Source organism: Pseudomonas citronellolis (assembly GCF_001586155.1).
In the GTDB taxonomy this organism is placed as follows: domain Bacteria; phylum Pseudomonadota; class Gammaproteobacteria; order Pseudomonadales; family Pseudomonadaceae; genus Pseudomonas; species Pseudomonas citronellolis.
The window spans coordinates 5,433,256-5,459,976 of record NZ_CP014158.1; the positions used below are offsets into that span (position 1 = coordinate 5,433,256).

The 26,721-nt window shown below is 68.5% G+C and carries 25 protein-coding genes; 13 read left to right on the forward strand and 12 right to left on the reverse strand.

The window, feature by feature from the left end; translation table 11 throughout:
* Positions 1-21: 21 nt before the first annotated feature.
* Complete coding sequence (gene rpoE / locus PcP3B5_RS23810; RefSeq protein ID WP_009616435.1) at positions 22-609, reverse strand: RNA polymerase sigma factor RpoE/AlgU; 588 nt, start codon at positions 607-609, stop codon at positions 22-24.
* Positions 610-1,002: 393 nt separating this feature from the next.
* Here rpoE and nadB point away from each other — a divergent pair, with 393 nt between their 5' ends.
* From nadB to pdxA, 5 genes are all read left to right on the forward strand, one after another.
* Positions 1,003-2,607 (forward strand): L-aspartate oxidase, encoded by a 1,605-nt coding sequence (gene nadB, locus PcP3B5_RS23815; protein ID WP_009616433.1) that lies wholly within the window; start codon positions 1,003-1,005, stop codon positions 2,605-2,607.
* Between the two features lie 73 nt (positions 2,608-2,680).
* Positions 2,681-3,463: a DeoR/GlpR family DNA-binding transcription regulator gene (locus PcP3B5_RS23820; RefSeq protein WP_061562585.1), complete on the forward strand. Its 783-nt coding sequence runs from the start codon at positions 2,681-2,683 to the stop codon at positions 3,461-3,463.
* 213 nt (positions 3,464-3,676) lie between these two features.
* Positions 3,677-4,681, forward strand: a complete 1,005-nt coding sequence (locus PcP3B5_RS23825) for a 2-keto-3-deoxygluconate permease (protein WP_043314938.1) — start codon at positions 3,677-3,679, stop codon at positions 4,679-4,681.
* On the forward strand, positions 4,678-5,925 hold the full coding sequence (locus PcP3B5_RS23830; protein ID WP_061562586.1) for a four-carbon acid sugar kinase family protein: 1,248 nt from the start codon (positions 4,678-4,680) through the stop codon (positions 5,923-5,925). Before PcP3B5_RS23825 ends, PcP3B5_RS23830 begins: the two co-directional genes overlap by 4 nt.
* A gap of 18 nt (positions 5,926-5,943) precedes the next feature.
* Positions 5,944-6,945 (forward strand): 4-hydroxythreonine-4-phosphate dehydrogenase PdxA, encoded by a 1,002-nt coding sequence (gene pdxA, locus PcP3B5_RS23835; protein ID WP_043271390.1) that lies wholly within the window; start codon positions 5,944-5,946, stop codon positions 6,943-6,945.
* Positions 6,946-6,947: 2 nt separating this feature from the next.
* Here the strand turns inward: pdxA and PcP3B5_RS23840 are convergent, their stop codons facing one another.
* Both PcP3B5_RS23840 and PcP3B5_RS23845 read right to left on the reverse strand, forming a co-directional pair.
* On the reverse strand, positions 6,948-7,400 hold the full coding sequence (locus PcP3B5_RS23840) for a protein YgfX (RefSeq protein ID WP_058073181.1): 453 nt from the start codon (positions 7,398-7,400) through the stop codon (positions 6,948-6,950).
* A complete protein-coding gene (locus PcP3B5_RS23845; protein WP_009616418.1) occupies positions 7,384-7,638 on the reverse strand; it encodes an FAD assembly factor SdhE in 255 nt (84 codons plus the stop codon). Before PcP3B5_RS23845 ends, PcP3B5_RS23840 begins: the two co-directional genes overlap by 17 nt.
* A gap of 162 nt (positions 7,639-7,800) precedes the next feature.
* Between PcP3B5_RS23845 and ygfZ the strand changes: the two genes are divergently transcribed.
* The gene (ygfZ, locus tag PcP3B5_RS23850; protein WP_061562587.1) at positions 7,801-8,745 is read left to right on the forward strand and encodes a CAF17-like 4Fe-4S cluster assembly/insertion protein YgfZ; all 945 of its coding nucleotides are present in this window, start codon (positions 7,801-7,803) and stop codon (positions 8,743-8,745) included.
* A gap of 48 nt (positions 8,746-8,793) precedes the next feature.
* Positions 8,794-9,630 (forward strand): HDOD domain-containing protein, encoded by an 837-nt coding sequence (locus tag PcP3B5_RS23855; RefSeq protein ID WP_009616407.1) that lies wholly within the window; start codon positions 8,794-8,796, stop codon positions 9,628-9,630.
* A 346-nt stretch (positions 9,631-9,976) separates the two neighbouring features.
* Here PcP3B5_RS23855 and PcP3B5_RS23860 read toward each other — a convergent pair whose 3' ends face one another.
* On the reverse strand, positions 9,977-11,392 hold the full coding sequence (locus tag PcP3B5_RS23860) for a sensor histidine kinase (protein WP_052267731.1): 1,416 nt from the start codon (positions 11,390-11,392) through the stop codon (positions 9,977-9,979).
* On the reverse strand, positions 11,385-12,056 hold the full coding sequence (locus PcP3B5_RS23865) for a response regulator (RefSeq protein ID WP_009616396.1): 672 nt from the start codon (positions 12,054-12,056) through the stop codon (positions 11,385-11,387). The genes PcP3B5_RS23860 and PcP3B5_RS23865 overlap by 8 nt, the downstream gene beginning before the upstream one ends.
* A gap of 185 nt (positions 12,057-12,241) precedes the next feature.
* On the opposite strand from PcP3B5_RS23865, the gene PcP3B5_RS23870 reads away from it, so the two are divergent.
* Genes PcP3B5_RS23870 through PcP3B5_RS23885 form a run of 4 tightly spaced genes read left to right on the forward strand, consistent with a single transcriptional unit; the run spans position 12,242 to position 16,556 of the window.
* Entirely contained in the window at positions 12,242-13,534 is a 1,293-nt protein-coding gene (locus PcP3B5_RS23870; protein WP_061562588.1) for an OprD family porin, read from the forward strand.
* Positions 13,535-13,556: 22 nt separating this feature from the next.
* Entirely contained in the window at positions 13,557-14,540 is a 984-nt protein-coding gene (locus PcP3B5_RS23875) for a Bug family tripartite tricarboxylate transporter substrate binding protein (protein WP_058487308.1), read from the forward strand.
* Between the two features lie 17 nt (positions 14,541-14,557).
* The gene (locus tag PcP3B5_RS23880) at positions 14,558-15,028 is read left to right on the forward strand and encodes a tripartite tricarboxylate transporter TctB family protein (protein WP_061562589.1); all 471 of its coding nucleotides are present in this window, start codon (positions 14,558-14,560) and stop codon (positions 15,026-15,028) included.
* 10 nt (positions 15,029-15,038) lie between these two features.
* Positions 15,039-16,556, forward strand: a complete 1,518-nt coding sequence (locus tag PcP3B5_RS23885; RefSeq protein WP_043271401.1) for a tripartite tricarboxylate transporter permease — start codon at positions 15,039-15,041, stop codon at positions 16,554-16,556.
* A gap of 126 nt (positions 16,557-16,682) precedes the next feature.
* On the opposite strand, the gene recJ is transcribed toward PcP3B5_RS23885, so the two are convergent.
* The 3 genes from recJ to PcP3B5_RS23900 all read right to left on the reverse strand — a co-directional run bounded on the left by recJ (position 16,683) and on the right by PcP3B5_RS23900 (position 20,337).
* Positions 16,683-18,398, reverse strand: coding sequence for a single-stranded-DNA-specific exonuclease RecJ (gene recJ / locus PcP3B5_RS23890; protein WP_061562590.1), 1,716 nt, complete (start codon positions 18,396-18,398; stop codon positions 16,683-16,685).
* Between the two features lie 157 nt (positions 18,399-18,555).
* Entirely contained in the window at positions 18,556-19,095 is a 540-nt protein-coding gene (locus PcP3B5_RS23895; protein ID WP_009616386.1) for a YaeQ family protein, read from the reverse strand.
* Between the two features lie 69 nt (positions 19,096-19,164).
* Positions 19,165-20,337 (reverse strand): GGDEF domain-containing protein, encoded by a 1,173-nt coding sequence (locus PcP3B5_RS23900; RefSeq protein WP_058073188.1) that lies wholly within the window; start codon positions 20,335-20,337, stop codon positions 19,165-19,167.
* 258 nt (positions 20,338-20,595) lie between these two features.
* On the opposite strand from PcP3B5_RS23900, the gene PcP3B5_RS23905 reads away from it, so the two are divergent.
* Entirely contained in the window at positions 20,596-21,795 is a 1,200-nt protein-coding gene (locus PcP3B5_RS23905; protein ID WP_061562591.1) for a CaiB/BaiF CoA transferase family protein, read from the forward strand.
* A gap of 420 nt (positions 21,796-22,215) precedes the next feature.
* Entirely contained in the window at positions 22,216-22,539 is a 324-nt protein-coding gene (locus tag PcP3B5_RS23910; RefSeq protein ID WP_043314928.1) for a hypothetical protein, read from the forward strand.
* 60 nt (positions 22,540-22,599) lie between these two features.
* Here the strand turns inward: PcP3B5_RS23910 and PcP3B5_RS23915 are convergent, their stop codons facing one another.
* From PcP3B5_RS23915 to PcP3B5_RS23930, 4 genes are all read right to left on the reverse strand, one after another.
* Positions 22,600-22,884, reverse strand: a complete 285-nt coding sequence (locus PcP3B5_RS23915) for a DUF3509 domain-containing protein (RefSeq protein ID WP_061562592.1) — start codon at positions 22,882-22,884, stop codon at positions 22,600-22,602.
* Between the two features lie 131 nt (positions 22,885-23,015).
* The gene (gene thrC / locus PcP3B5_RS23920; protein WP_061562593.1) at positions 23,016-24,425 is read right to left on the reverse strand and encodes a threonine synthase; all 1,410 of its coding nucleotides are present in this window, start codon (positions 24,423-24,425) and stop codon (positions 23,016-23,018) included.
* An 89-nt stretch (positions 24,426-24,514) separates the two neighbouring features.
* On the reverse strand, positions 24,515-25,819 hold the full coding sequence (locus PcP3B5_RS23925) for a homoserine dehydrogenase (RefSeq protein WP_061562594.1): 1,305 nt from the start codon (positions 25,817-25,819) through the stop codon (positions 24,515-24,517).
* Between the two features lie 172 nt (positions 25,820-25,991).
* Positions 25,992-26,720: a DsbC family protein gene (locus PcP3B5_RS23930; RefSeq protein ID WP_009616374.1), complete on the reverse strand. Its 729-nt coding sequence runs from the start codon at positions 26,718-26,720 to the stop codon at positions 25,992-25,994.
* Between the last annotated feature and the right edge of the window lies 1 nt (position 26,721).

The following is a 26,721-nucleotide window of genomic DNA, read 5'->3' on the forward strand; positions in this document are numbered from 1 at the left end:
CTCTTGGCTGTTCCGCCGTATTCAGGGCTGTTCATCATGCAGCAACGGCTGCAAGGCTTTGTCTATCGCTTCCCGCGCACGGAAGATCCGTGAGCGGACCGTACCCACCGGGCATTGCATCACGGTGGCGATATCCTCGTAGCTCAATCCCTCGAATTCGCGCAGGGTCAATGCCGTGCGCAGGTCCTCTGGCAGTTGCTGGATGGTGCGATGGACCGTTTCCTCGATCTCGTCCCGCAACATTGCCCGTTCCGGCGATTCGATGTCCTTCAGGGCGTGGTCGCCATCGAAGAACTCCGCATCCTCGGCTGTCACATCGCTGTCCGGTGGTCGCCGACCGCGCGCCACCAGGTGGTTCTTCGCGGTATTGATGGCGATCCGGTACAACCAGGTATAAAAGGCACTGTCACCGCGGAAGTTGCCCAAGGCGCGATACGCCTTGATGAAAGCCTCCTGCGCAACGTCCTGGGCTTCCTGGGCGTCGTGCACGAACCGCACGATCAACCCGAGGATCTTGTGCTGGTATTTCAGCACCAGCAGATCGAAAGCCCGTTTGTCTCCGCGCTGTACCCGTTCAACCAGTTGCTGATCCTGTTCCTGGGTTAGCATGCATGCTCCTCAACAAGCCCGGAGGAGCTGCGAGCACCCTGCAGAATCGCTCTGCCAAGATAGACTCGGATGTCTTGCAAAAGTTCTCCCCTCCAAGCGTACGCCGCACAGTTTTTTTGTCGCTTCACCGCGACCCGGCCGGACCCATTGTCCAAGCCCTTGAAAATCCACTGCAATCGGCGAACAACCACAGCCTTCTCGCGCGTCGGGAACCCCGTTGCAAGAAGGTTTCGGACATTCACCGTTAGAACCAGAAAGACTGAAATAGTTCCACCTGCCGCCCCTGGCGCATGAACGCGGGGCTTGCGCCAGAAATACGGCGGCAGGCACAAGGCCGCTATTGTGCCGATCCCCCCTTCTATATACTAGGCCGCCACCAATCGGAATCCGGGCATGAGCGAGCACTTTCATCACGACGTCCTTGTGATCGGCAGCGGGGCCGCGGGCCTCAGCCTGGCCCTGACATTGCCGCAGCACCTGCGCATCGCCGTGCTGAGCAAGGGGGAACTGTCCCAGGGCTCGACCTTCTGGGCCCAGGGCGGGGTCGCCGCGGTGCTGGACGACACCGACACCGTCGAGTCCCACGTGCAGGACACCCTGGACGCCGGCGCCGGCCTGTGCCGGGAAGACGCCGTACGCTTCACCGTCGAGCACAGCCGCGAGGCCATCCAGTGGCTGATCGACCAGGGCGTGCCCTTCACCCGCGACAGCGAGGCGGGCCGCGAGGACAACGGCTTCGAATTCCACCTCACCCGCGAGGGCGGCCACAGCCACCGGCGCATCATCCATGCCGCCGACGCCACCGGCGCGGCCATCTTCAACACCCTGCTGGAACAGGCCCGGCAGCGCCCGAACATCGAGTTGCTGGCGCAGCGCGTGGCGGTCGACCTGATCACCGAACGCAAGCTCGGCCTGCCCGGCCAGCGCTGCCTCGGCGCCTACGTGCTGAACCGCGACAGCGGCGAGGTGGACACCTTCTCGGCGCGCTTCACCGTGCTCGCCTGCGGCGGCGCCAGCAAGGTCTACCTCTATACCAGCAACCCGGACGGCAACTCCGGCGACGGCATCGCCATGGCCTGGCGCGCCGGCTGCCGCGTCGGCAACCTGGAATTCAACCAGTTCCACCCCACCTGCCTGTACCACCCGCAGGCCAAGAGCTTCCTCATCACCGAGGCGCTGCGCGGCGAAGGCGCCTACCTGCGCCTGCCCAACGGCGAGCGCTTCATGAAGCGCTTCGACCCGCGCGCCGAACTGGCCCCGCGGGACATAGTCGCGCGCGCCATCGACCACGAGATGAAGCGCCTGGGCGTGGACTGCGTGTACCTGGACATCAGCCACAAGCCGGCCGAGTTCATCAAGGAACACTTCCCCACGGTGTACGAGCGCTGCCTGACCTTCGGCATCGACATTACCCGCGAGCCCATCCCGGTGGTGCCGGCCGCCCACTACACCTGCGGCGGCGTGCTGGTGGACGAGCACGGCCACACCGACGTGCCGCACCTCTACGCCATCGGCGAGACCAGCTTCACCGGCCTGCACGGCGCCAACCGCATGGCCAGCAACTCGCTGCTGGAGTGCTTCGTCTACGCCCGCTCCGCCGCCGCCGACATCCAGGCGCGCCTGGAAAGCACGCCGGCCACCCCGGCCCTGCCGAGCTGGGACGCCAGCCAGGTCACCGACTCGGACGAGGACGTGATCATCGCGCACAACTGGGACGAACTGCGGCGCTTCATGTGGGACTACGTCGGCATCGTGCGCACCACCAAGCGCCTGCAGCGCGCCCAGCACCGCGTGCAGATGCTGCTCAGCGAGATCGACGAGTTCTACAGCAACTACAAGGTCAGCCGCGACCTGATCGAATTGCGCAACCTCGCCGTGGTCGCCGACCTGATCATCCGCTCGGCCATGCAGCGCCACGAAAGCCGCGGCCTGCACTACACCCTGGACTACCCGGGGCTGCTGCCCGAGGCGCGCGACACCATCCTCAGCCCCCGCTAGCCCGCCCCGCCCGCCACCGCGGGCGGCCTGCGCAACGGCCAACCGGCAGCCCCGACAGCAAAGCGAGACCGCCATGAAACCGACCGACCGCCAGCGCGCCATCCTCGACCTCGTTCGCCACCGCGACACCAGCGTGGAAGAACTGGGCGCCGCCCTGGGCGTTTCGGAGGCCACCGTGCGCCGCGACCTCAGCCTGCTGGCCCAACAGCGGCGGCTGGTGCGGACCCACGGCGGCGCCACCGCGCTGATCGGCACCCACGAGCCGGAAGCGAGCCTGGAGGAGCGCAACGCCAGCCACCGCGAGGAAAAGATGGCCATCGCCCGGGCCGCGGCCGCGCACATCCGCGAGGGCGACAGCATCTTCCTCGACAGCGGCACCACCTGCGCGGCGCTGGCGGCGCATCTGCGCACGTTGCAGAACCTGCACGTCATCACCAACAACCTGCTGGCGCTCACCGCGCTGGCCAATGCCCCGGGCGTGCGGATCACCCTGATCGGCGGCGATCTGCGCAACACCGGCATGAGCACCTTCGGCCCGCTGGCGGAACTGTCGCTGAGCCGGCTGAGCTTCGACCGCGCCTTCCTCGGCGCCGACGGCGTCGTCGCCGGGTTCGGCCTCTGCGAAGCCAGCGCCCAGCAGGCCTACCTCAAGGAATGCGTGATCAGGCGGGCGGCCGAGGTGTACATACTGGCCGACGCCGAGAAGCTGGGCCGCGCGCGCCAGCAGCACTGGACGCCGCTGGAGCGGGAATGGCGCCTGATCACCTCGACGCCGGACGAAAGAACGCTCGAACCCTTCCGCCAGTTGCCCATGGCCACCGTAGAGCTGGCGCCGGCCAGCTCGTCCGCCCGCTGAAGCGGACCCCTTCCCTCGCCCGCCCAGCCTCCAGCCGCTGCCCTCCGCGACCTGCCAGCCATCCTCTACTGATCGAAATGCGCAAGCTCATGATTGACTTGCGCAGGACTTGTCCTTTAAATCGCATTCCGATGATCGATTCAATCAAGTACATGAGCGATTCGATCAAATCCCCCTACAACAAGTCGAACAAGAACGAACAGGTACCTGCCCATGATCCAGATCCCGATCAAGCGCACGATCGAGCGTATTCCCGGCGGCATGATGATCGTCCCGCTGCTGCTCGGTTCGCTGGTGGCCACCTTCGCGCCGGACACGCCGAAATTCTTCGGCTCCTTCACCAATGCCCTGTTCACTGGCGCGCTGCCCATACTCGCGGTGTTCTACGTCTGCATGGGCGCGAGCATCAACGTCCGCACCACGCCCTACCTGCTGAAGAAAGGCGGCGCGTTGTTCGCGACCAAGGTCGGCACGGCAATGCTCCTCGGCATCCTGCTCGGCCAGTTCCTGGGGGAACAACCCATCTCGGCCGGCTTCTTCGCCGGCCTGTCCACGCTGGCCGTGGTGGCGGCGATGAACGACACCAACGGCGGCCTGTACATGGCGCTGATGGGCCAATACGGCCGCCCCGAGGACGTCGGCGCCTATTCGGTGATGTCCCTGGAGTCCGGCCCCTTCCTGACCATGCTCACCCTGGGCGTCGCCGGGCTCTCGGCGTTCCCCTGGCCGACCTTGCTGGGGGCGATACTGCCGCTGCTGCTGGGCATCCTCATCGGCAACCTCGACCGTGAAATGCGCGAATTCCTCGGCAAGGCGGTGCCGGTGCTGATCCCCTTCTTCGCCCTCGCCCTGGGCGCCAGCCTGGACCTGCACAAGGTCTGGCAGGCCGGCGTGCTCGGTCTTCTGATGGGCGTGGCGGTGGTGGTGCTGACCGGCATCCCGCTGTACTTCGCCGACCGCCTGACCGGTGGCACTGGCGTCGCCGGTGCCGCGGCGGCCACCACGGCGGGCAATGCCGCGGCCGTGCCGGCCCTGGTCGCCGCCGCCAACCCGGTCTACGCCCCGGCCGCAGCCAGCGCCACCATGCTGGTCGCCTCCTGCGTGGTGGTCACCGCCATCCTCACGCCCGTGCTGGTCTCCACCCTGGCCAAGCGCGTCCGGCAGCGGGCCGAAAGCGCCGGGCAGCGCGACTCGATGGCGCCGGAGTCGCCCCGATGAACATGCTGATCATCGCCGACGACCTGTCCGGCGCGGCGGACTGTGCCGTGGGCTTCGCCAGCCGCGGCTGGCGAAGCCTGGTGATGCTCGACGCCCGGCCGACGCAGGCGCAGGTCGAGGTCATCGCCGTGGACACCGACAGCCGCCGCCTTGATGCGGCACAGGCCGCGCAGCGCAGCGTCGCGGCCTTCCATGCCCTGGCCAGGCCGGGCCAGCGGCTGTACAAGAAGATCGACTCGACCCTGCGCGGCAACTGGGCCGCGGAAGTCGCCGCGCTGCATCCCCTGGCGGGCCTGGCGCTGGTCGCCCCCGCCTTTCCAGAAATGGGCCGCACGGTGCGCGACGGCCAGGTGCTGGTGCACGGCGCGCCGCTGGAAAGCACCGACACCTGGCGCCTGGAACATGCCGATGCGCCGGCCGACATGGCCAGGATGCTCGGCGCCGCCGGGCTGCGCGTCGAACACTGCGCTCTGGAACAGCTGCGCCGGTCGGCGGCGCAAGTGGCCCAGATCATCCAGTCGGCCATGGAGCGCGGCGTCCAGGCCCTGATCTTCGACGCCGAGACGGCCGAGGACCTGCGCCTGCTGGCACGGGAAACGGCGGAGGCGGAACTCCGGGCGTTCTGGGTCGGCTCCGGGGGCCTGGCAAGGCAGATAACCGAAGCGCCTGCGCCCTCCCCTTCGCAAACAGCAGCCGTCGAGACCGGCCATCTCCCATCGCAACTGGCGACCGTGGTGCTGGCCGGCAGCCTTTCCGCCGTCGCCGACCGGCAATGCGAGGAACTGCAGCGGCGCAGCGACATCCGCCAGCTCAGCCTGCCGCCGGCCGTGCTGCGACAGGGCAGCGAGCATGCCGACTGGCCGGACTGGCAGGCGCAGGTGGGCGCGCTGCTCGAACAAGGCCGCGACCTGCTGCTGCGCATCGGCCGCGACGAACGCCTCGATCCCGCCGAGGGCGCCCTGCTTTCGGCCAATCTCGCCGCCCTGCTCAAGCCGCATTTCCATCGGGTCGGCGGCCTGGTCGCCACCGGCGGCGAAACCGCACGGGCGATGCTCGGCGCGGTCGGCATCGACGGCCTGCAACTGGTCGGCGAGATCGAGGCCGGCAGCGTCCTCAGCCATCCCCTGGCCCCGGCGGGCGGCCACCGGCCCGGCATCGTCACCAAGGCCGGCGCCTTCGGCAGCCCCGAAGCCCTCTATCGCGCGTGGCGCCACCTGCGCGACGCGCAACAGTCCCCCTCCTGAATTCAGAGTGCCCCACCCATGAACGACTATCTTCCCGTAATCGGCATCACCATGGGCGACGCCGCCGGCGTCGGACCGGAGATCATCGTCAAGAGCCTGGCCAGCGCCGGGCTCCACCGATTCTGCCGCCCGCTGGTGATCGGCGATGCGCAGCGCCTGGAGAAGGCCGACCGGCTGCTCGGCGGGCTGGCCCGGGTACGGCGCATCGAGGATGCCGACGACGCCCGCTTCGAGCCGGGCGTGATCGACTGCATCGACCTCGGGCTCATCCCCGACGACCTGCCCTTCGGCGTGCTGTCCCCCGTGGCCGGGGATGCGGCCTACCGGTTCATCGCCCGCGCGGTGGACCTGGCCAAGGCCGGGAAGATCGACGCCATCTGCACCGCCCCGCTGAACAAAGAGGCCCTGCACGCCGGCGGCCACAAGTTTCCCGGCCACACCGAGCTGCTCGCCCACCTGACCAACGTCGACGAAGTGTCCATGATGCTGGTGGCCCCCAAGCTGCGCGTCATCCACGTCACCACCCACATCGGCATCATCGACGCCATACGCCGCATCGAGCCCGGCCTGGTGCAGCGCACCATCGAGCGCGGCCACGAGACCCTGGTGCGCTCCGGCATCCCGCAGCCGCGCATCGGCGTCTGCGGCATCAACCCGCACGCCGGGGAAAACGGCCTGTTCGGCTACGGCGAAGAGGAAGAGAAGATCATCCCCGCCGTCAGCCTGCTGCAGGCGCGGGGCCTGGACGTCACCGGCCCGCTGCCGGCCGACACGCTGTTCTACCGCGCCGGCCGCGGCGACTTCGACCTGGTGGTGGCCATGTACCACGACCAGGGCCACGGCCCGGTGAAGGTCCTCGGACTGGAAGCCGGGGTGAACGTCACGGTCGGCCTGGACGTGGTGCGCACCTCGGTGGACCACGGGACCGCCTTCGACATCGCCGGCAAGGGCATCGCCGACGAACGCAGCCTGCTGGAGGCGCTACGCCAGGGCGCGGAGCTGGCGAACAGGCCGCGCTGAAGCTACTGCGGCGCCGCCCATCTTCCCCGACTGAAGCGCAGCCGCACGCGCAGACGGCGGTGGGCCTGCGCCGCCAGGCTGTCGGCCGGCAGGCACAGGCCGCGGCTCAGGCGCTGGCCCGGCAAGCGGAAGCGCAACACGATCAGCGCCGGCAGCGCGAGGCTGTCGGCGCGCAGTTGCACCGCCTGCCAGCCGTCGGCCGGGCTCCATAGCTGCCAGCCGTCGGCGTCGTGGCGCAGAGCGCGGTAGGCGTGGCGGCTGCGCAGCAGGACCTGGCGCGGCAGCACCCACAGGGCATGGATCAGGCAGAGCAGCAGGCCGGCGGCCTGCCAGAAGGCGGGAATGGCGGCCAGATACAGCGCCGCCACGGCGAGCGCCAGGCTCGCCAGGTAGGCCGCCAGCAGCCGCTCGGACGGCCGCCAGTGGCACTCGAAGGGCTCACTTCGGTTGGACACGGTCCAGGATCATGCGCACGATGTGGCGCAGGTCGGCGTCTTCCGGCTCGCCGCGCTGCATGAACCAGCCGAACATGTCCTGGTCCTCGCATTCCAGCAGCATACGGAAGCGCGCCTGGTTCTCGGCGTCCAGGCCCGGGTAGACCTCCTGCACGAAGGGCACCAGCAGCACGTCCAGCTCCAGCATGCCGCGGCGGCTGTGCCAGAAGAGTCGTTTCAGTTCGGTTTCGTCGGTCATCTGCGGGTCCTCGGCGCTACATCGGAAACCCCACGGTGCGGCGCCTGCCGGATTCCGTGAAGCGAGCGGCATTATACGCATGCCCTCGCCCGGCGGCACCCGCTGACAAGCGCAGGTCCCGGCTCTATCATGGAAAGCCTAACTTTCTTCCAGCGACCCGCAATGGCCGATTCCGCGTTCTACACCGCCCTGACCCACGAAGGAGTCCTCGCCGTCCGTGGCGCGGACGCCGCCAAGTTCCTGCAGGGGCAGTTGACCTGCAACCTCAACTACCTCGACGCCACGACTTCCAGCCTGGGCGGCCGCTGCACGCCCAAGGGGCGCATGACCTCCAGCTTCCGCATCGTCGCCGAGGGCGACGGCTACCTGCTGGCGCTGGCCGCCGAGCTGCTGGAAGGGCAACTGGCCGACCTGAAGAAGTACGCCGTGTTCTCCAAGGCCAGCCTGAGCGACGACAGCGCCGCCTGGCTCCGCTTCGGCCTGAGCGGCGGCGACGCCGTGCTCGCCGGCCTCGGCCTGGAACCGCCCGCCGAAGCCGACCGCGTGGCGCGCAACGGTGATTTGCTGGCCATCAACCTGGGCCATGGCCGCGCCGAACTCTGGGTGCCGGCGGCCCGCGCCAGCGAAGTGCGCGAGGCGCTCGACGCCGGCCTGGACGAAGGCACCCTCAACGACTGGCTGCTGGGCCAGGTGCGCGCCGGCGTCGGCCAGGTCTTCGGCGCCACCCGCGAGCTGTTCATCCCGCAGATGATCAACCTGCAGGCGGTCGGCGGCGTGAGCTTCAAGAAGGGCTGCTACACCGGCCAGGAAATCGTCGCGCGCATGCAGTACCTCGGCCGCCTCAAGCGCCGCCTGCACCGCCTGGCGCTGGACGCCGCCGAGCTGCCCGAGCCGGGCGCCGCGCTGTTCTCGCCGGTGCACGGCAGCAGCGTCGGCGAAGTGGTGCTGGCCGCCCGCGCCGCCGAAGGCATCGAGCTGCTGGCGGTGCTGCAGGACGACGCCGTGGCCGACGGCCGCGTGCGCCTCGGCCAGGCCGAGGACGGCCCGGCCCTGCGCCTGCTGACGCTGCCCTACGTTCTCGACAGCGACCGCGAAATCCAGCGCTGACCGAATCGCCTGCCGGGTGGGGAGCCCGGCGTCCCTCAAGGAACTGCCATGAGCAAGCTTGCCGAAAAAGTACAACAGGAACTGCTGCGGGCCATCGACAACGACGAACTGGTGCTGCCCACCCTGCCCGAGGTGGCGCTGCGGGTCCGCGAGGCGGCGGAGGACCCGGACGTCAGCATCCATGACCTGGCCCGGGTGATCGGCAACGACGCCGCGCTCACCGCGCGCATCATCAAGGTGGTGAACAGCCCGCTGCTGCGCACCAACAAGGAGATCACCGACCTGCAGATGGCCATCGGCCGCCTGGGTATCAACTACACCAGCAACCTGGCCACGGGCCTGGCCATGGAGCAAATGTTCCAGGCCACCTCCGACGTGGTCGACCGCAAGATGCGCGAGGTGTGGAACAAGAGCGTCGAGGTCGCCGGCATCTGCCACGCGCTGTGCCGCCACTACACCCGGCTGATGCCCGACCAGGCGACCCTCGCCGGCCTGGTGCACCAGATCGGCGTGCTGCCGATCCTCACCTACGCCGAGGAGAACAGCGAACTGCTGGCCGACTCCATCAGCCTCAACCACGTGATCGAGCGCATCCACCCGGTCATCGGCGACCGCATCCTCAAGGCCTGGGAATTCCCCGCGCCCATCGCCGAAGTGCCCGGCCACTACCTGGACTTCACCCGCGACTCCGCCAAGGCCGACTACGTGGACATCGTCCAGGTCGCCACCCTGCAGAGCTACCTGGGCAGCCAGCATCCCTTCACCGAAATGGACTGGAGCGACATCCCGTCCTTCGCCAAGCTGGGCATCGACCCGCAGGCCAACCTCAACGAGGACGAAGACCTGTCGGCCGCCATGGAGGCGGCGATGGGGATGTTGCAGTAGGCTGCCGGTCCGGCATTGGCGCGAGGCTCTTCGGAGGAGCGAGCTTGCTCGCGAATAGCGTTCTACCGGAAAGGTTTGGTGTCGCTCCGAAGAGCGCCCTCTCCCTAACCCTCTCCCTGAAGGGAGAGGGGACTGTTCGGAGCGTTTGGATATTCCAGTGTTAGCCGGTAAGCATTGAAATTTCCGGCTAACACCATGTTCTCAGCCGGCACGGACAAGCCCCCTCTCCCTTCAGGGAGAGGGCTGGGGAGAGGGAGCGGAGTCAATCCAAACACCGAAGCCCGCCGGCAAGCGCTGTTCGTCGCGAGCAAGAACCAGGCGTCCCCCTCGCTCCTACGAAAAGCGCCTAGCCGCCCCTCGCGTCCTCCAGCGGAAAACTCACCCGCACCAGCAACCCACCCAGCTCGCCATGGGCCAGCTCGATGCGCGCCCGGTGCGCCGCGCAGATCTCCCCGACGATCGCCAACCCCAGCCCGGTGCCCTCCTGGCGCTTGCGGTAGAAGCGGCCGAAGACCTTGTCGCGCTCCTCCGCCGGGATGCCCGGGCCGTCGTCCTCGATCTCCAGCACGGCCGGCGACTCGACGCGGATCACCACGTTGCCGGCGGCATGGGCCAGGGCGTTGGCCACCAGGTTGTCGAGCAGTTCGTGGAGCAGCGTCGGATCGCCCTTGATCCACACCGGCCGCTCGGCCTCCAGGGCCAGGGCCACGCCGCGCGCGTGGGCCAGCGGCGCCAGCACCATGCCCTGCTCGCGGGCCAGGGCGCCCAGTTCGATGGCCTCGCCGCCGCCCTCGGCGATGGCCCGGGCGCCGCTTTCCACCCGCGCCAGGGACAGCAGCTGGTTGGCCAGCCCGGTGACGCGGTCGGTGTACTGCACCGCTTCCTCCAGCGTCTCGCGCCAGCGTTGCGGCTCCTGCTCGCGCAGGCCCAGCTCCAGCCGCGCCTTGAGCGCCGCCAGCGGCGTGCGCAGTTCGTGGGAAGCTTCGGCGATGAACTGCGACTGGCGCTCGAACAGGCTGCGCAGGCGCACGGTGAAATGGTTCAGCGCCGCCACCAGCGGGCGCAGTTCGCGCTGCACCGCCACCGGCGGCAGGGGCCGCAGGTCGTCCGCCTGGCGCTCCTCCACCGCCGCGCGCAGGCGGTCGAGCGGGCGCAGGCCGGCGCTCACCGCGTACCAGACCATGACCAGCGCGGCCAGCGCCGACAGCGCCAGGTTGAGCAGGGTGTCGGTGAGCAGCTCGCGGGCCAGGCGCTCGCGCGCGCCGAGGGTCTCGGCCACGCGGATTTCCGCCATGCCGTTGACCGTCGGCTGGCTGACCGGCTGCAGCAGGCTGACCACGCGCACGCCCTGGCCCTGGTATTCGCTGTCGTAGAAGCGCGCCAGCGCCGGGTAGTCGTCGGTGCGCAGAGTTCCCGGCGGCGGCGCCGGCAGGTTCTCGTAGCCGGAGATGGACTGCCCGCGGGTGTCGATCACCTGGTAGAAGATGCGCCCGGCGCTGTCGTAGGCGAAGCTGTCCAGGGCCACGTAGGGCACGTTGGCGCGCAGGCTGCCGTCGCTGTCGTAGAGGCCGTCGGCGATGTCCCGCGCCGAGGCCAGCAGGGTGCGGTCGTAGGCGATGTCCGAGGCGTGGCGGGCACGCTGGTAGGTGGCCAGGCTGCCCAGCAGGAGCAGCACCAGCAGCAACCCGCCCAGGCGCCACAGCAGGCGCCAGCGCAGGCTGCCGGAACCGGGCAGGGCCAGGCGCCGGAGCACCTCAGGCATCCACGGCCTCGAGCAGGTAGCCCAGGCCGCGGAAGGTGACGATGCGCACCGCGTCGCCTTCCAGCTTCTTGCGCAGGCGGTGCACGTAGATTTCGATGGCGTCGGCGCTGGCGTCCTGGTCCAGGCCGAACACCTGGGCGGCCAGCTGCTCCTTGCTCAGCACCCGCCCGGGGCGGGCGATCAGCGCTTCCAGCACGGCCTGCTCGCGGGAGGTCAGGGTCAGCGCCTCGCCGGCCAGGCTGAAGCGCCGCGCGCCCAGGTCGTAGACCAGCTCGCCGCAACGCTGCTGCTGTTCGCCGCCGAGCACGCTGCGCCGCAGCAAGGCCTTCACCCGCGCTTCCAGTTCGCTCAGCTCGAAGGGCTTGGCCAGGTAATCGTCGGCGCCGAGGTTGAGGCCATGGACGCGGTCCTTGACCTCGCCGCGGGCGGTCAGCATCAGCACCGGCAGGGTCTTGCCGCGGCCGCGCAGGCGCGCCAGCACTTCGAAGCCGTCCAGGCGCGGCAGGCCGACGTCGAGGATCGCCAGGGCGTATTCCTCGCTGGCCAGGGCCAGGTCGGCGGCCACCCCGTCGCGCAGCAGGTCGACCGTCCAGCCCGCGCCCTTGAGCGCCTGCTGCACGCTGTCGCCCAGTTGCGGATGGTCTTCGACCAGAAGGATGCGCACGGCGGTATTCCTCGCTCGGATGTAGACAGGTGCACGCAGTTTACCCGCCCACGGGCGCCTGTGAACGGCTGAAAGCCTGGTGAAAGGCAGCAGCGCTAGGATCGCCCGTCAGACGACGCAGATCGTCCCAAAATCGGCTGGCGGCGTGGCGCCATCCACACAAGAACAAGAAATGGAGTCCACCGATGCTGACTGTCCAGCACCCGGCCCGTGGGGCCAATCCCGTCCTGTTCCGTGTTTTTCCCGCCGGTTTCGGCGCGGCCCTGGCCCTCGGCGGCCTGGCCGGGGAAGCCGAGGCTTCCGGCTTCATCGAAGACAGCAGCCTGAAGCTGCAGACGCAGAACATCTACTTCAACCGCGACTTCCGCGACGGCGCCGGCCAGTCCAAGCGCGAGGAGTGGGCGCAAGGTTTCATCCTCGACTTCCAGTCCGGCTACACCGACGGCACCGTCGGCGTCGGCCTCGATGCCCTGGGCATGCTCGGCCTCAAGCTCGACTCCAGCCCCGACCGCACCGGCAGCGGCCTGCTGCCCACCCACGACGACGGCCGCGCCGCGGACGAGTACAGCAAGCTCGGGCTGACCGCCAAGTTCAAGGTCTCGCAGACCGAACTCAAGCTCGGCAGCCTGATCCCCGACCTGCCCACCCTGCAGCCCAACGACAGCCGCCTGTTCCCGCAGATATTCGAAGGCGGCCTGCTGGAGTCCCGCGACCTGCCCGGCCTGACCTTCACCGGCGGGCGCCTGGAAAAGGCCATTGATCGCGACTCCACCGACGCCCAGGACCTGGCGCTGAACAACAAGAACAAGCGCTTCACCGGCAGCGTCGCCGGCGAGCACTACGACCTGGCCGGCGGCGACTACAAGTTCGACGAGCACTTCACCGGCCGCTACCACTACGCCGAGCTGGACGAGGTGTATCGCCAGCACTTCGTCGGCCTGCTCAGCAGCCACAAGCTGGGCGACGGCAAGCTGACCACCGACTGGCGCCTGGCGATCAGCGACGACGACGGTGCCGCCCGCGGCGGCAGGATCGACAACCGCGCCTTCAACGCCATGCTCGGCTACGCCATCGGCGCCAACAGGTTCAGCGTCGGCTGGCAGCAGATGGACGGCGACAGCGCCTTCCCCTACATCGACGGCAGCAACCCCTACCTGGTGAACTTCGTCCAGGTCGGCGACTTCGCCGAGACCAAGGAACGCTCCTGGCAGCTGCGCCACGACTTCGACTTCGCCGTGTTCGGCCTGCCCGGCCTGACCCTGATGAACCGCTACCTCAAGGGCGACAACGCCGAGATCAACGGGCGCGCCGGCGAAGGCCGCGAGTGGGAACGCGACACCGACCTCAAGTACGTGATGCAGAGCGGCCCGCTGAAGGACTTCGGCGTGCGCCTGCGCAACGCCACCTACCGTTCCAACTTCGCGCGCAACGCCGACGAAACCCGCGTCTACCTCACCTATTCCCTGGCGATCTGGTAAACAACAACAAGAAGAGGCCCCGATGATGACCAAGCTCCGCACCCTCCCCCTGCTTCTCGCCGCCGGCGCGCTGTTCACCGCCGCCGTCGCCCACGCCGAGCCCAAGCGCCCGGAATGCATCGCCCCGGCCGCCCCCGGCGGCGGTTTCGACCTGACCTGCAAGCTGGCGCAGAGCGCCCTGCTGGACGAGAAGCTGCTGTCCAGCCCGATGCGCGTCACCTACATGCCCGGCGGCGTCGGCGCGGTGGCCTACAACGCCGTGGTCGCCCAGCGCCCGGCCGACGGCAACAGCATCACCGCCTTCTCCAGCGGCTCGCTGCTGAACCTGGCCCAGGGCAAGTTCGGCCGCTACGACGAGAACGCGGTGAAGTGGCTGGCGGCCATCGGCACCAGCTACGGCGCCATCGCCGTGCGCGACGATTCGCCCTACAAGAACCTCGCCGACCTGGTGGCCGCGCTCAAGGCCGACCCGGGCAAGGTGGTGATCGGCTCCGGCGGCACCGTCGGCAGCCAGGACTGGATGCAGACCGCGCTGATCGCCAAGGCCGCCGGCATCGATCCGAAGCGGCTGCGCTACGTCGCCCTGGAAGGAGGCGGCGAGATCGCCACGGCGCTGCTGGGCGGGCACATCCAGGTGGGCAGCACCGACATCTCCGACTCCATGCCGCACATCCGCGCCGGCAAGATGCGCCTGCTCGCGGTGTTCGCCGAGGAGCGCCTGCAGGACGAAGGCATGGCCGACATCCCCACCGCCAGGGAGCAGGGCTTCGACATCGTCTGGCCGGTGGTGCGCGGCTTCTACGTCGGGCCCAAGGTCAGCGACGAGGACTACCAGTTCTGGAAGGCCTCGTTCGACAAGCTGCTGGCCTCGGAGGACTTCGCCAAGCTGCGCGACCAGCGCGAGCTGTTCCCCTTCGCCATGACCGGGCCCGAGCTGGACAGCTACGTCAAGCAGCAGGTCGCCCGCTATCGGCAGATGGCCCATGACTTCGGCCTGATCCAGTAAGCCGCGAGGTTCCCGACATGCACGCCCCCCACTCGCTGCCGCAGCGGCTGTTCGCCGCTGCCTGGCTGCTGGCCTGCCTCGGCCTGGCCGCCGTGGCCTGGAACTACCAGGCGCCCTTTTCCTACGAACCGGTGGGCCCGCGCGCCTACCCGCTGCTGTGCCTGGCGCTGATGGCAATCGGCCTGGCCTGGCTGATCCTGCGGCCGATGCCGGCCCGCCACGACGACGAGCAGCCGCTGGAAGGCGCGCTGCTGCGCAAGGTGGTGGCGTGCATCGGCCTGCTGCTGGTCTACGCCGGGCTCTTCGAGCCGCTGGGCTTCATCCTCGCCAGCGCCCTGGTGGGCAGCTTCATCGCCCTGCTCTACGGCGGCAAGCCGGCCGTCAGCGTGCTCACCTGCACGCTGCTGAGCATCGGCCTGTACCTGCTCTTCGACCGCACCCTGGACGTCCCGCTGCCGCGGGGCGTGCTCGATTTCCTGCCCTTCTGAGGACACCGTCATGGATACCCTGAGCTATCTCGGGCAGGGCTTCGGCGTCGCCCTGAGCCCCTACAACCTCGTCACCGCGCTGATCGGCACGCTGATCGGCACCGTGGTCGGCCTGCTCCCGGGCCTGGGTCCGATCAACGGCGTGGCCCTGCTGATCCCGGTGGCCTTCGCCCTCGGCCTGCCGCCGGAGTCGGCGCTGATCCTGCTGGCCGCGGTGTACCTGGGCTGCGAATACGGCGGGCGGATCTCCTCGATCCTGCTGAACATCCCCGGCGAGGCCTCCACCGTGATGACCACCCTGGACGGCTACCCCATGGCGCGCAACGGCCTGGCCGGCGTGGCCCTGTCGCTGTCGGCCTGGAGTTCGTTCATCGGCGCCTTCATCGCCACCTGCGGCATGGTGCTGTTCGCCCCGCTGCTGGCGAAATGGGCGATCGCCTTCGGCCCGGCGGAATACTTCGTGCTGATGGTCTTCGCCATAGTCGCGCTCGGCGGCCTGGCCGGCGACCGCCCGCTGAAGACGCTGCTGGCGGCGCTGCTCGGGCTGTTCCTGTCCAGCGTGGGCATCGACGCCAACAGCGGCGTGTACCGCTTCACCTTCGAGAGCATCCACGTCGCCGACGGCATCCAGTTCGTGGTGCTGGTGCTGGGCCTGTTCTCGGTCAGCGAGATCCTCCTGCTGCTGGAGAAGACCCACCACGGGCACAAGGCCGTGGAAGCCAGCGGGCGCATGCTGTTCAACCTCAAGGAGGCGGCCTCGGTGTTCGTCGTCAACCTGCGCTGCGGCCTGCTCGGCTTCGTCATGGGCGTGCTGCCCGGCGCCGGCGCCACCCTGGCCAGCGCCGTGGCCTACATGACCGAGAAGCGCTACGCCGGCGCCAGCGGCAAGTTCGGCCAGGGCGACATGCGCGGCCTGGCCGCCCCGGAAACCGCCATCGGCGCTTCCGCCTGCGGCGCCCTGGTGCCGATGCTGACCCTCGGCGTGCCCGGCTCGGGCACCACCGCGGTGATGATCGGCGCGCTCAGCCTGTACAACATCACCCCCGGCCCGCTGCTGTTCCAGGAGCAGCCGACCATCGTCTGGGGCCTGATCGCCTCGCTGTTCATCGCCAACCTGATGCTGATCATCCTCAACGTGCCGATGGTGCGGGTGTTCACCCGCATCCTCTCGGTGCCGAACTGGGCGCTGGTGCCGGGCATCGCGATCATCACTGCCATCGGCGTGTACGCCGTGCATGCCACCACCTTCGACCTGTTCCTGATGGTCGGCATCGGCATCCTCGGCTACATCCTGCGCAAGCTCGACTTCCCACTCTCGCCGCTGCTGCTGGGCTTCATCCTCGGCGGGCTGATGGAGCAGAACCTGCGCCGCGCGCTGTCGATCTCCAACGGCGAGCTGGGCATCCTCTGGTCCAGCCCCATCGCCATCGGCACCTGGGCCCTGGTGGCGGCGATGCTCGGCCTGCCGCTGTACCGCGCCTGGCGCCGCCGCCTGGCCCGGCGCAACGCGGCGCTGGCCGGCGCCTGAGAAAGACCAACCACGCTCGCCGCGTTCTCTCCTGCGGCGATTTCAGACCCGCCTTGCGCGGGTCTCTTTTTGCCTGAAGTGGGCGCTCGTAAAACCCTGCGAAGCGATACCCATCGGCCGGCGAGCTCAGCGTGGCGCCAGGTGCACCACCATCAACTGCACGCTCTCGTTGCCGCGGTATTCGTTGACGTCCAGCTTGTAGGCCACTTCCGCCCAGCGCACCGTCGGGTTCGGCCAGACCTCGCGGTCGACGTTGAAGGCGATGCCGTCCAGCTGCAGCGAACCGCACTCGGTCTTGAGCACCAGCTTCAGGTGGCGCTCGCCGACGATGCGCTGCTGGACGATCTGGAACACCCCGTGGAACAGCGGCTCGGGGAAGTGCTGGCCCCAGGGGCCGGCCTGGCGCAGGGCGCGGGCCAGTTCCAGGTGGAATTCGGTCAGGCTCAGCTGGCCGTCGGAGAGGATGCGCCCGGTGAGGTCGTCCTCGCTGAGCTGGCGGCGCACCTCAGCATCGAAGGCTGCGGCGAAGGCGCCGAAATGCCCTTGCGGCAGCGACAGCCCGGCGGCCATGGCATGCCCGCCGAACTTGCTGATCAGCCCCGGATGGCGCGCAGCCACGGCATCCAGCGCATCGCGGATGTGCAGGCCCGGCACCGAGCGCGCCGAGCCCTTGAGGCTGCCGTCGCCGGCGTCGGCGAAGGCGATGGTCGGGCGGTGGTAGCGCTCCTTCAGGCGCGAGGCGAGGATGCCGATCACGCCCTGGTGCCAGTCCGGGTCGAACAGGCACAGGCCGAAGGGCATTTCCTCCATCGGCAGTTCCTTGAGTTGGGCCAGGGCCTCGCGCTGCATGCCCTGCTCGATGGCCTTGCGGTCCTGGTTGAGCTGGTCGAGCTGCACCGCCATGTCGCGGGCCAGGGCCTCGTCCTCGCAGAGCAGGCATTCGATGCCCAGGGACATGTCGTCCAGGCGCCCGGCGGCGTTCAGCCGCGGGCCGAGAATGAAACCCAGGTCGGTGGAAGTGATGCGCCGGGCATCACGCCCGGCCACTTCCAGCAGCGCACGCAGGCCCGGGCGGGCGCGGCCGGCGCGGATGCGCGCCAGGCCCTGGTGCACCAGGATGCGGTTGTTGGCGTCCAGCGGCACCACGTCGGCGACGCTGCCCAGGGCCACCAGGTCGAGCAGCTCGGCCAGGTTAGGCTCCGGCGTGCCGCTACGGGCGAACCAGTCCAGCTCGCGCAGGCGCGCGCGCAGGGCGAGCATCACGTAGAAGATCACGCCGACCCCGGCCATCGCCTTGCTGGGGAATTCGCAGCCCGGCTGGTTGGGGTTGACGATGGCGTCCGCCGCCGGCAGCTCAGGGCCCGGCAGGTGGTGGTCGGTGACCAGCACGCGCAGCCCGGCGGCCTTGGCCGCGGCCACGCCGTCGATGCTGGAGATGCCGTTGTCCACGGTGACCAGCAGCTCCGGGCGTTTCTCCAGGGCGACCGCGACTATCTCCGGGGTCAGCCCGTAGCCGTATTCGAAGCGGTTCGGCACCAGGTAGTCGACCCAGGCCGCGCCGAGCAGGCGCAGGGCCAGCACGCCGACGCTGCTGGCGGTGGCGCCGTCGGCGTCGAAGTCGCCGACGTAGAGGATGCGCTGGCGCTTCTCCAGGGCGTCGACCAGCAGCTCGACGGCGGCGTCGATGCCCTTGAGCATGCGGTACGGGATCAGTCGCGCCAGGCCCTTGTCCAGTTCCTCGGCGGACTTCACGCCACGGGCGGCGTAGAGGCGGGTCAGCAGTGGCGGCAGGTCGCCGAGGTCGGGCAGGGTTTCCGGCAACGGGCGGGGGTCGATGCGCATCAGAGCTTTCCAATCCTTCCATTTCAGCCTGACCTTGCGCCTTGCGAGCTAGAGCACGGCTAGGCGAAAACAGGCACGGGCGCGGAGTTTACCGAGTGTAAGTGAGCAAGCCCGGGCCTGTTTCGACACAGCCGGGCCGACGCGCAGCTAGCGCAACTCAGCGTTCGCCCATCAGCCATTCGAGTTGCAGTTCATGCTGGCCGTTCTCATCGGTGACGAAGATCGTCCCCTCGCTGATCATCACGGTCCAGTTGATCGAGCGCGGCAGGTCGCGGGCCAGCTCCTCCAGCGGTTCCTGGGGCACGGCGGCGACATTCAGGTTCTTCAGGTGGCGCACGCCGTCGAGGACCTTGGTGGTCCATACGCGCAGGTTGCCGTAGGCCAGCAGCGAGAGCTTCTCGCAGCGCCGCGAGCACCACACCAGGCGCTCGCTGTCCGGCTGGCCGACCTCGATCCAGTGCAGGATACGGTCGTCCAGGCTCTTCTCCCACAGCGACGGTTCCTCGACGTCCGACAGGCCGCGGCCGAAGGCCAGTTGCTCGTTGTACCAAAGCACGAAGGCGATCAGGCGGACCGCCAGGCGCTCCTCGGTTTCCGAGGGGTGGCGGGCGACGGTGAAGCGCAGCGTCTCGTAGACGCCGCGGTCCAGGTCGGTGAGGCTGATGTCGGCCTTGTAGGGGGTGGCGGAGAGGGCCATGGTCTATCCCAGCGATGCGAAGGCGGCAAGTCTACCCCGATTGCGCCGGCCCTGCCGCCCCCGTCGCGCTCAGCGGTGGCCGCGGCCCTCGCGCCCCGGCCCGGGGGCCGACAGCTCGATGCGGTTGCGGCCCTTGGCCTTGGCCAGGTACAGCGCCTGGTCGGCCAGCGACAGCAGCCGCGCCAGCTCGTAGCCGCCCTCCTCGCTGGTGGCCACGCCGATGCTGACGCTGAGCAGGCCATCCGCGACGAACGGCACCTCGGCGAACTCCCGGCGGATGCGTTCGGCCACCTGGCAGGCGGCTTCGGTGCCGGCGCCGATCAGCAGGCAGGCGAACTCCTCGCCGCCGATGCGCCCGAACACGTCCTGGCGGCGCATGCGCGAGGCGGTGATGCGGCTGAACTCCTGCAGGGCGCGGTCGCCCACCGGGTGGCCGTAGGCGTCGTTGAGGCGCTTGAAGTTGTCCAGGTCGCAGACCAGCAGCGCCACCGGCTCGCCACGCTCGGCGCACAGGCGCAGCAGGCGCTCGCCGGAATCCATGAAGGCGCGGCGGTTGCCGATGCCGGTCAGGGGGTCGCTCAGGGCCGCCGAGCGGAACTTCAGCTCGGCGCGGTCCTTGACCATGGTCAGGGTGGTGAAGGCCAGGCCGACGGCGACCATCATGGTCTCGAACACCAGCAGGGTGAACAGGGTGGTGTAGGTGCCGGCGGGCACGACCGGCGCCTCGCCGCGGTCGACGAAGATGCGCAGGGTGTAGAAGCCGGCGTGGAACAACAGCAGGGCCAGGGTCGGGCGCAACGGCACTTCCAGGCGCTGGCGGCTGCGCCACAGCTCGGCGGCGGCGAGCAGGCAGTAGACCACGGTCAGCGCCGAATGGACCTGGATGCGCAAGACCATCGACTGCAGGAAAGCCGGCCACAGGCACAGCAGCAGCCAGAGCACGGCGCCCGCGGCCACGCCGGGCCAGTAGGGTGCGCGCCCGGCGAACACCCGCATGCTGGTCCACAGCAGCGCGCAGGAAAGCGCCACCACCATGTTGCCGGCGACGATGGCCAGCAGCTCCAGGCCGAAGCTGCGCAGGGCGATGAGGAAGGTGGACAGCGCCCCGAGCAGGAGCATGGCGGCCATGTAGCCGAGGGTCGGCTCGCGGCGCCCGCCGTACCAGGCGAAGAACATCAGCACGCCGACCAGGGCGAGGATGTACAGGTCCACCAGCAGCAGGGTGGGCAGGCTCAGCGACATGCGCCCTCCTTCGGCATCCCGTGCGCAGGCGACGTAGGGTCGACGGAAGGAGAAAGATCAACGGCGCCCATGAACGGATACCCGGCCGGCCTGAAAAGGGTGTGGGAATGTTCCCTACTCTACGCGTCCGGCGTCGATCGCGGAACGCCTTCACAACCGATCGGTCAGCTTTGCCCGCGCCGCCGCCCCGGCCATGGCTTGCGGCGGGCCGGCGACGGCCCTAGAGTCGCCCCACTGCCCGACTGACGGAAACCCTCGATGAACGCCACCGCCAAACCCCTCGCCGGCCTCAAGGTCGTGGAACTCGGCACCCTGATCGCCGGCCCCTTCGCCGCGCGCCTGTGCGCGGAGTTCGGCGCCGACGTGACCAAGATCGAGTCGCCCGACGGCGGCGACCCGCTGCGCAAGTGGCGCAAGCTCTACGAGGGCACCTCGCTGTGGTGGTTCGTGCAGGCGCGCAACAAGCGCTCGCTGACGCTCAACCTCAAGCAGGAAGCCGGCCGCGAGGTGCTGAAGAAGCTGCTGGCCGAGGCCGACATCCTCATCGAGAACTTCCGCCCCGGCGTGCTGGAGAAGCTCGGCCTGGGCTGGGACGTGCTCCACGCGCTGAACCCCAGGCTGGTGATGGTGCGCCTGTCCGGCTTCGGCCAGAGCGGCCCCTACAAGGACCAGCCGGGCTTCGGCGCGGTGGGCGAATCCATGGGCGGGCTGCGCTACATCACCGGCTTCGAGGACCGCCCGCCGGTGCGCACCGGCATCTCCATCGGCGACTCCATCGCCGCCCTGTGGGGCGTCATAGGCGCGCTCATGGCGCTGCGCCACCGCGAGGTCAACGGCGGCCAGGGCCAGGTGGTGGACGTGGCGCTGTACGAAGCGGTGTTCGCCATGATGGAGTCCATGGTCCCTGAGTTCGACGTGTTCGGCTTCATCCGCGAGCGCAGCGGCAACATCATGCCCGGCATCACCCCGTCCTCGGTGCACACCACGGCCGACGGCAAGCACGTGCAGATCGCCGCCAACGGCGACGCCATCTTCCGCCGCTTCATGCTCGCCATCGGCCGCCAGGACCTGGCCGACGACCCGCAGCTGGCCGGCAACGACGGCCGCGATGCGCGTCGCGACGAGCTGTACGGGGTGATCGACCGCTGGGCCCGCTCGCTGCCGCAGGAAAAGGTGCTGAAGGTGCTGAACGAGGCCGAGGTGCCGGCCAGCCGCATCTATTCCGCCGAGGACATGTTCGCCGATCCGCAATTCCTCGCCCGCGAGATGTTCCTCTCGGCGAAGCTGCCGGACGGCAAGCCCTTCAAGATGCCCGGCATAGTGCCCAAGCTCTCGGAAACCCCCGGCTCGGCCGAATGGATAGGCCCGAAGCTGGGCGAGCACAACGATGCGATCCTGGCGGAACTGGGCTACGACGCCGGACAGATCGCGGCGCTACGGCGGGATGGGGCTGTTTGATAGCGGTAAGCACACTGCTCTTGTAGGAGCGAGCTTGCTCGCGAACGGTGTCTACCTTCGGCGATGGAGTATCAGGGAGATTCCGGCCCCCTCTCCCCAGCCCTCGGCTGCGCGCCCCGCCCTGAAGGGAGAGGGGGCTTGTCCGTGCCGAGATAGGTCAGGGTTCCAACCTTGAACTAGATGCTTGCCGGCTAACTCCAGAACAACCGTTTCTGCCCAACGGTCCCCTCTCCCTTCAGGGAGAGGGTTAGGGAGAGGGGACGGAGCCAAGCCACAGCGTCGAAGTCACAGGTAACTCCAGTTCGCGAGCAAGCTCGCTCCTACGAAAAGAACGGAATCACCCGGCTGATCCACGCGGGAAAATCCACTACCTGATCCTTTCGGCGCCCATTCCGGGCGCCCCGCAGAGGAGAAGGCTCCATGGAGATGAACCAGCACTGCCTGGACACGCTGCGCAAGCTGGCCCAGGGCATCGACCCGCGTAGCGGCCTGCCGCTTCCCGAGCAGGATGCCTGCCAGGCGCCGGAGGTGATCCGCGCACTGTTCCAGGCCATCCAGGCCCTCGAAGCCCAGAGCAAGGTACGCCCGCCGCCGGAGCAGGCCGGCAAGCCCTGGAGCGAGGAAGAGGAACAGGCCCTGCTGCAGCGCTTCGACGAGGGCGAACCCATCACCGCCATCGCCCGCGCCCATGGCCGCACCACCGGGGCCATCCGCGCCCGCCTGGTGCAGTGCGGGCGCCTGTAGAAACACGAATGCCGCCGTCCCGGGCCGGGACGGCGGCATTCGCGATGGAACCGGCGGGGCTCAGGCGTCGTAGCTGAGCACCTGGGCGGCGCGCTGGCGCAGAGCGTGGATCACGTCATTGCAGATGCGCCCCTCCTGCACCGCCAGGTCGCGGCTGATGGCCTCCAGCGCCTCCTGGCTGCTGCGCTCGTCGGCCAGCTGTTCGCCACTGAGGACGCGACGCAGGATGACCTCGCCTTCGGAAGTGCTCAGGCTCAGCACCCGGCCACCGTCCGGACGCGCGGGGCCGAGATCGTGGGCGTACTGGCTGAAGATGGCTGCGAGCAGGGGCTCGAGTCGGTCCATGGGGTTCTCCTGGGATACAACGGATACGTCAGGAAAAGACCTCTATCTGAAGGAAAAAGTTCAATAACCTCAGATATTTGCCCCGCAAACGAAAAAGCCCGCCAAGGTGGCGGGCTCTTCCTGCGGCCGGTTTAGAGCGGCTTGCCGCGGTTGCCGTGGGCGCTGACGAAGGCCTGGACCTTGGCCAGTTCGTTGGGCAGCACGGTGCAGCGTTCCTCGCGCTGGAACAGGTCGGCCAGGTGCGCCGGCAGCGCCGGGGCCGCCTCGATGCCGGCCTTCTCCACCGCTTCCGGGAATTTCACCGGGTGCGCGGTGCCCAGGGTGACCATGGGGATGGCCAGGCTGCGGCGGCATTCGCGGGCGGCGCGCACGCCGATGGCGGTGTGCGGGTCGAGCAGTTCGCCGCACTCGGCGTAGACCTCGGCGATGGTCTGGCAGGTCTGCTCGTCGTCCACCGCCAGGGAGTCGAACAGGCGGCGCGCCTCGGTCCAGCGGTCATCCTCGACGGACAGCTTGCCGGTGGCCTTGAAGCCGTCCATCAGCTCGGCGATGGCCTTGCCGTTGCGGCCGTGCAGGTCGAACAGCAGGCGCTCGAAGTTGGACGAGACCATGATGTCCATGGACGGCGACAGCGACGCGTGCAGGGTGTCCTTGTCGTAGCGGTTGCCGGACATGAAGCGGTGCAGGATGTCGTTGCGGTTGGTCGCCACGATCAGTTGGCTGACCGGCAGGCCCATGTTGCGCGCCAGGTAGCCGGCGAAGATGTCGCCAAAGTTGCCGGTGGGCACCGAGAAGGCCACCGAACGGGCCGGCGCGCCGAGCTGGATGGCGGCGTGGAAGTAGTAGACGATCTGGGCCATGATCCGCGCCCAGTTGATCGAGTTGACCGCCACCAGGCGGGTGCCTTTCAGGAAGCCCTGGTCGGCGAAGCTGGCCTTGACCATCTCCTGGCAGTCGTCGAAGTTGCCTTCGATGGCGATGTTGTGGATGTTTTCGCCGAGGATGGTCGTCATCTGCCGGCGCTGCACCTCGGACACGCGGTTGTGCGGGTGCATGATGAAGATGTCGACGTTCTCGCAGGCCTTGCAGCCTTCGATGGCCGCCGAGCCGGTGTCGCCGGAGGTGGCGCCCATGATCACCACGCGCTCGCCGCGCTTGGTCAGCACGTGGTCGAGCAGGCGGCCGAGCAGTTGCAGGGCGAAGTCCTTGAAGGCCAGGGTCGGACCGTGGAACAGCTCCAGCACCCACTCGTTGCCGTTCAGCTGGCGCAGCGGCGCCACGGCGTTGTGGGCGAAGACGCCGTAGGTCTCTTCGAGGATCTTCTTGAAGTCGGCGTCCGAGATGCTGCCGGCGACGAACGGGCGCATCACCCGGAAGGCCAGCTCGTGGTACGGCAGGCCGGCCCAGGAGGCGATCTCCTCGACGGTGAAGCGCGGCAGGTTTTCCGGCACGTACAGGCCGCCGTCGCTGGCCAGGCCAGCCAGCAGCACGTCTTCGAAGTTCAGCGCGGGCGCCTGGCCGCGGGTACTGATGTAGCGCATGTTAGAAACCTTTCTTGAAAACCGATAAAAGCGCTGGAGGCTTGAGGCTGGACGTAGAAGCCTTCTCGTCCAGCCTTCAGCCTATAGCCTTACGCGAGCTGCTCTACACGAATGCGTACGACGTTGCCGACCACGTCATCCAGCGCTTCCAGCGCGGCGATGGCTTCGATGATGCGGGACTCGAGCACGCGGTGGGTAACCAGGATCATCGGCACCAGACCGTCATGCTCTTCGACTTCCATCTGCATGATCGATTCGATGTTGATGCCGCGCTCGGAGAGGATGGTCGCCACCTGGGCCAGTACGCCCGGGTGGTCCTTGGCCTGGATGCGCAGGTAGTAGGCGCTTTCGCAGGCTTCGATCGGCAGGATCGGGTGGTCGGAGAGCGAGTCTGGCTGGAAGGCCAGGTGCGGCACGCGGTTCTCCGGGTCGGTGGTGAGCACGCGGACCACGTCGACCAGGTCGGCGACCACCGAGGAGGCGGTGGGCTCCATACCGGCGCCGGCGCCGTAGAACAGCGTGGAACCGGCGGCGTCGCCGTTGACCATCACGGCGTTCATCACGCCGTTCACATTGGCGATCAGGCGGTCGGCCGGGATCAGCGTCGGGTGCACGCGCAGCTCGATGCCAGCGTCGGTGCGGCGGGCCACGCCCAGGTGCTTGATGCGGTAGCCCAGGGCCTCGGCGTAGTTCACGTCGGCGGTGGTCAGCTGGGTGATGCCCTCGGTGTAGGCCTTGTCGAACTGCAGCGGGATGCCGAAGGCGATGGACGCCAGGATGGTCAGCTTGTGCGCGGCGTCGATGCCCTCGACGTCGAAGGTCGGGTCCGCTTCGGCGTAGCCCAGCGCCTGGGCTTCCTTGAGCACGTCGGCGAAGGCGCGGCCTTTCTCGCGCATCTCGGTGAGGATGAAGTTGCCGGTGCCGTTGATGATGCCGGCCAGCCAGTTGATGCGGTTGGCCGCCAGGCCCTCGCGGATCGCCTTGATCACCGGGATGCCGCCGGCCACTGCGGCCTCGAAGGCGACGATCACGCCCTTCTCGCGGGCCTTGGCGAAGATTTCGTTGCCGTGCACGGCGATCAGCGCCTTGTTCGCGGTGACCACGTGCTTGCCGTTCTCGATGGCCTTGAGCACCAGCTCGTGGGCCAGGGTGTAGCCGCCGATCAGCTCGATGACCACGTCGATTTCCGGGTTGTTCGCCACGTCGAAAATGTCGGCAGTGATGGGGGTGCTGCCGGTTTCGCATTTCGGATTGGGACGACGGGCGGCAATCTGCGCAACCTCGATACCACGCCCGGCACGGCGGGCAATCTCCTCGGCGTTGCGTTTGAGTACATTGAAGGTACCGCCACCGACGGTCCCCAACCCACAGATTCCCACTTTCACCGGTTTCACGCTGAAACTCCCCATCATCGCGGCAAACGGGATACGTCCCGGCCCGCGGCGCATGCGCGGCGAGGGCGGTGACGTACCCTACGAAGGCCGGGCGAACGCCCGGCCTCATGGTTAAAGGAACCGCACATTACGAAGCGGCTCCCTATTAGTCAAATCAGGCGCAGGGCCCGATTCACTTGGTGTCCAGCACCAGCTTGGCGATTTCGCCGGCGCTCTGGTAACCCGGCAGCATCTGGCCGCTTTCGAGGATGATCGCCGGGGTGCCCTGCACGCCGACCATCTGGCCCAGCTGGAACTGCTTGTCCACCGGGTTGGGGCACTGCGCGGCCTTGATTTCCTTGCCGTGGAACATCTCGGTCATGGCCGCCGCGCGGTCCTTGGAGCACCACACCGCCTGCAGTTGCTGGTCACCCGGGGACTTCGGCCCCTGGCGCGGGAAGGCCAGGTAGCGCACCTCGATGCCGCGCTTGTTCAGCTCCGGCACCTCGGCGTGCAGCTTCTGGCAGTAGGGGCAGGTGGTGTCGGTGAACACGGTGATGTGCGCCTTGGCCTTGCCCTGGGCGGGGAACACCACCATGTCGCTGGCCGGCAGCGCATTGATGGTCTTGGCCACGCCGGCCGCCTCGGCGACCTCGGTGATGTTGGTGGCCGCGCCGTCCTTCACCTGGTAGATGTTGCCCTGCACCACGAAATTGCCGTCGACGCTGGCGTAGAGCACCCGGCCGCCCTTGAGCTGGACCTGGTACAGGCCCTGCACGGGGCTGGCGCTGATGGTTTCGATGGGCAGGTCGGGCTGCAGCGACTGCAGGGTCTTGCGGATGGTCTGGTCGGGCTCGGCGGCCAGGACGAGGGTGCTGGCGAGGCCCAGGGCCGCGGCAGCCAGGAAACGGGACAGACGCATG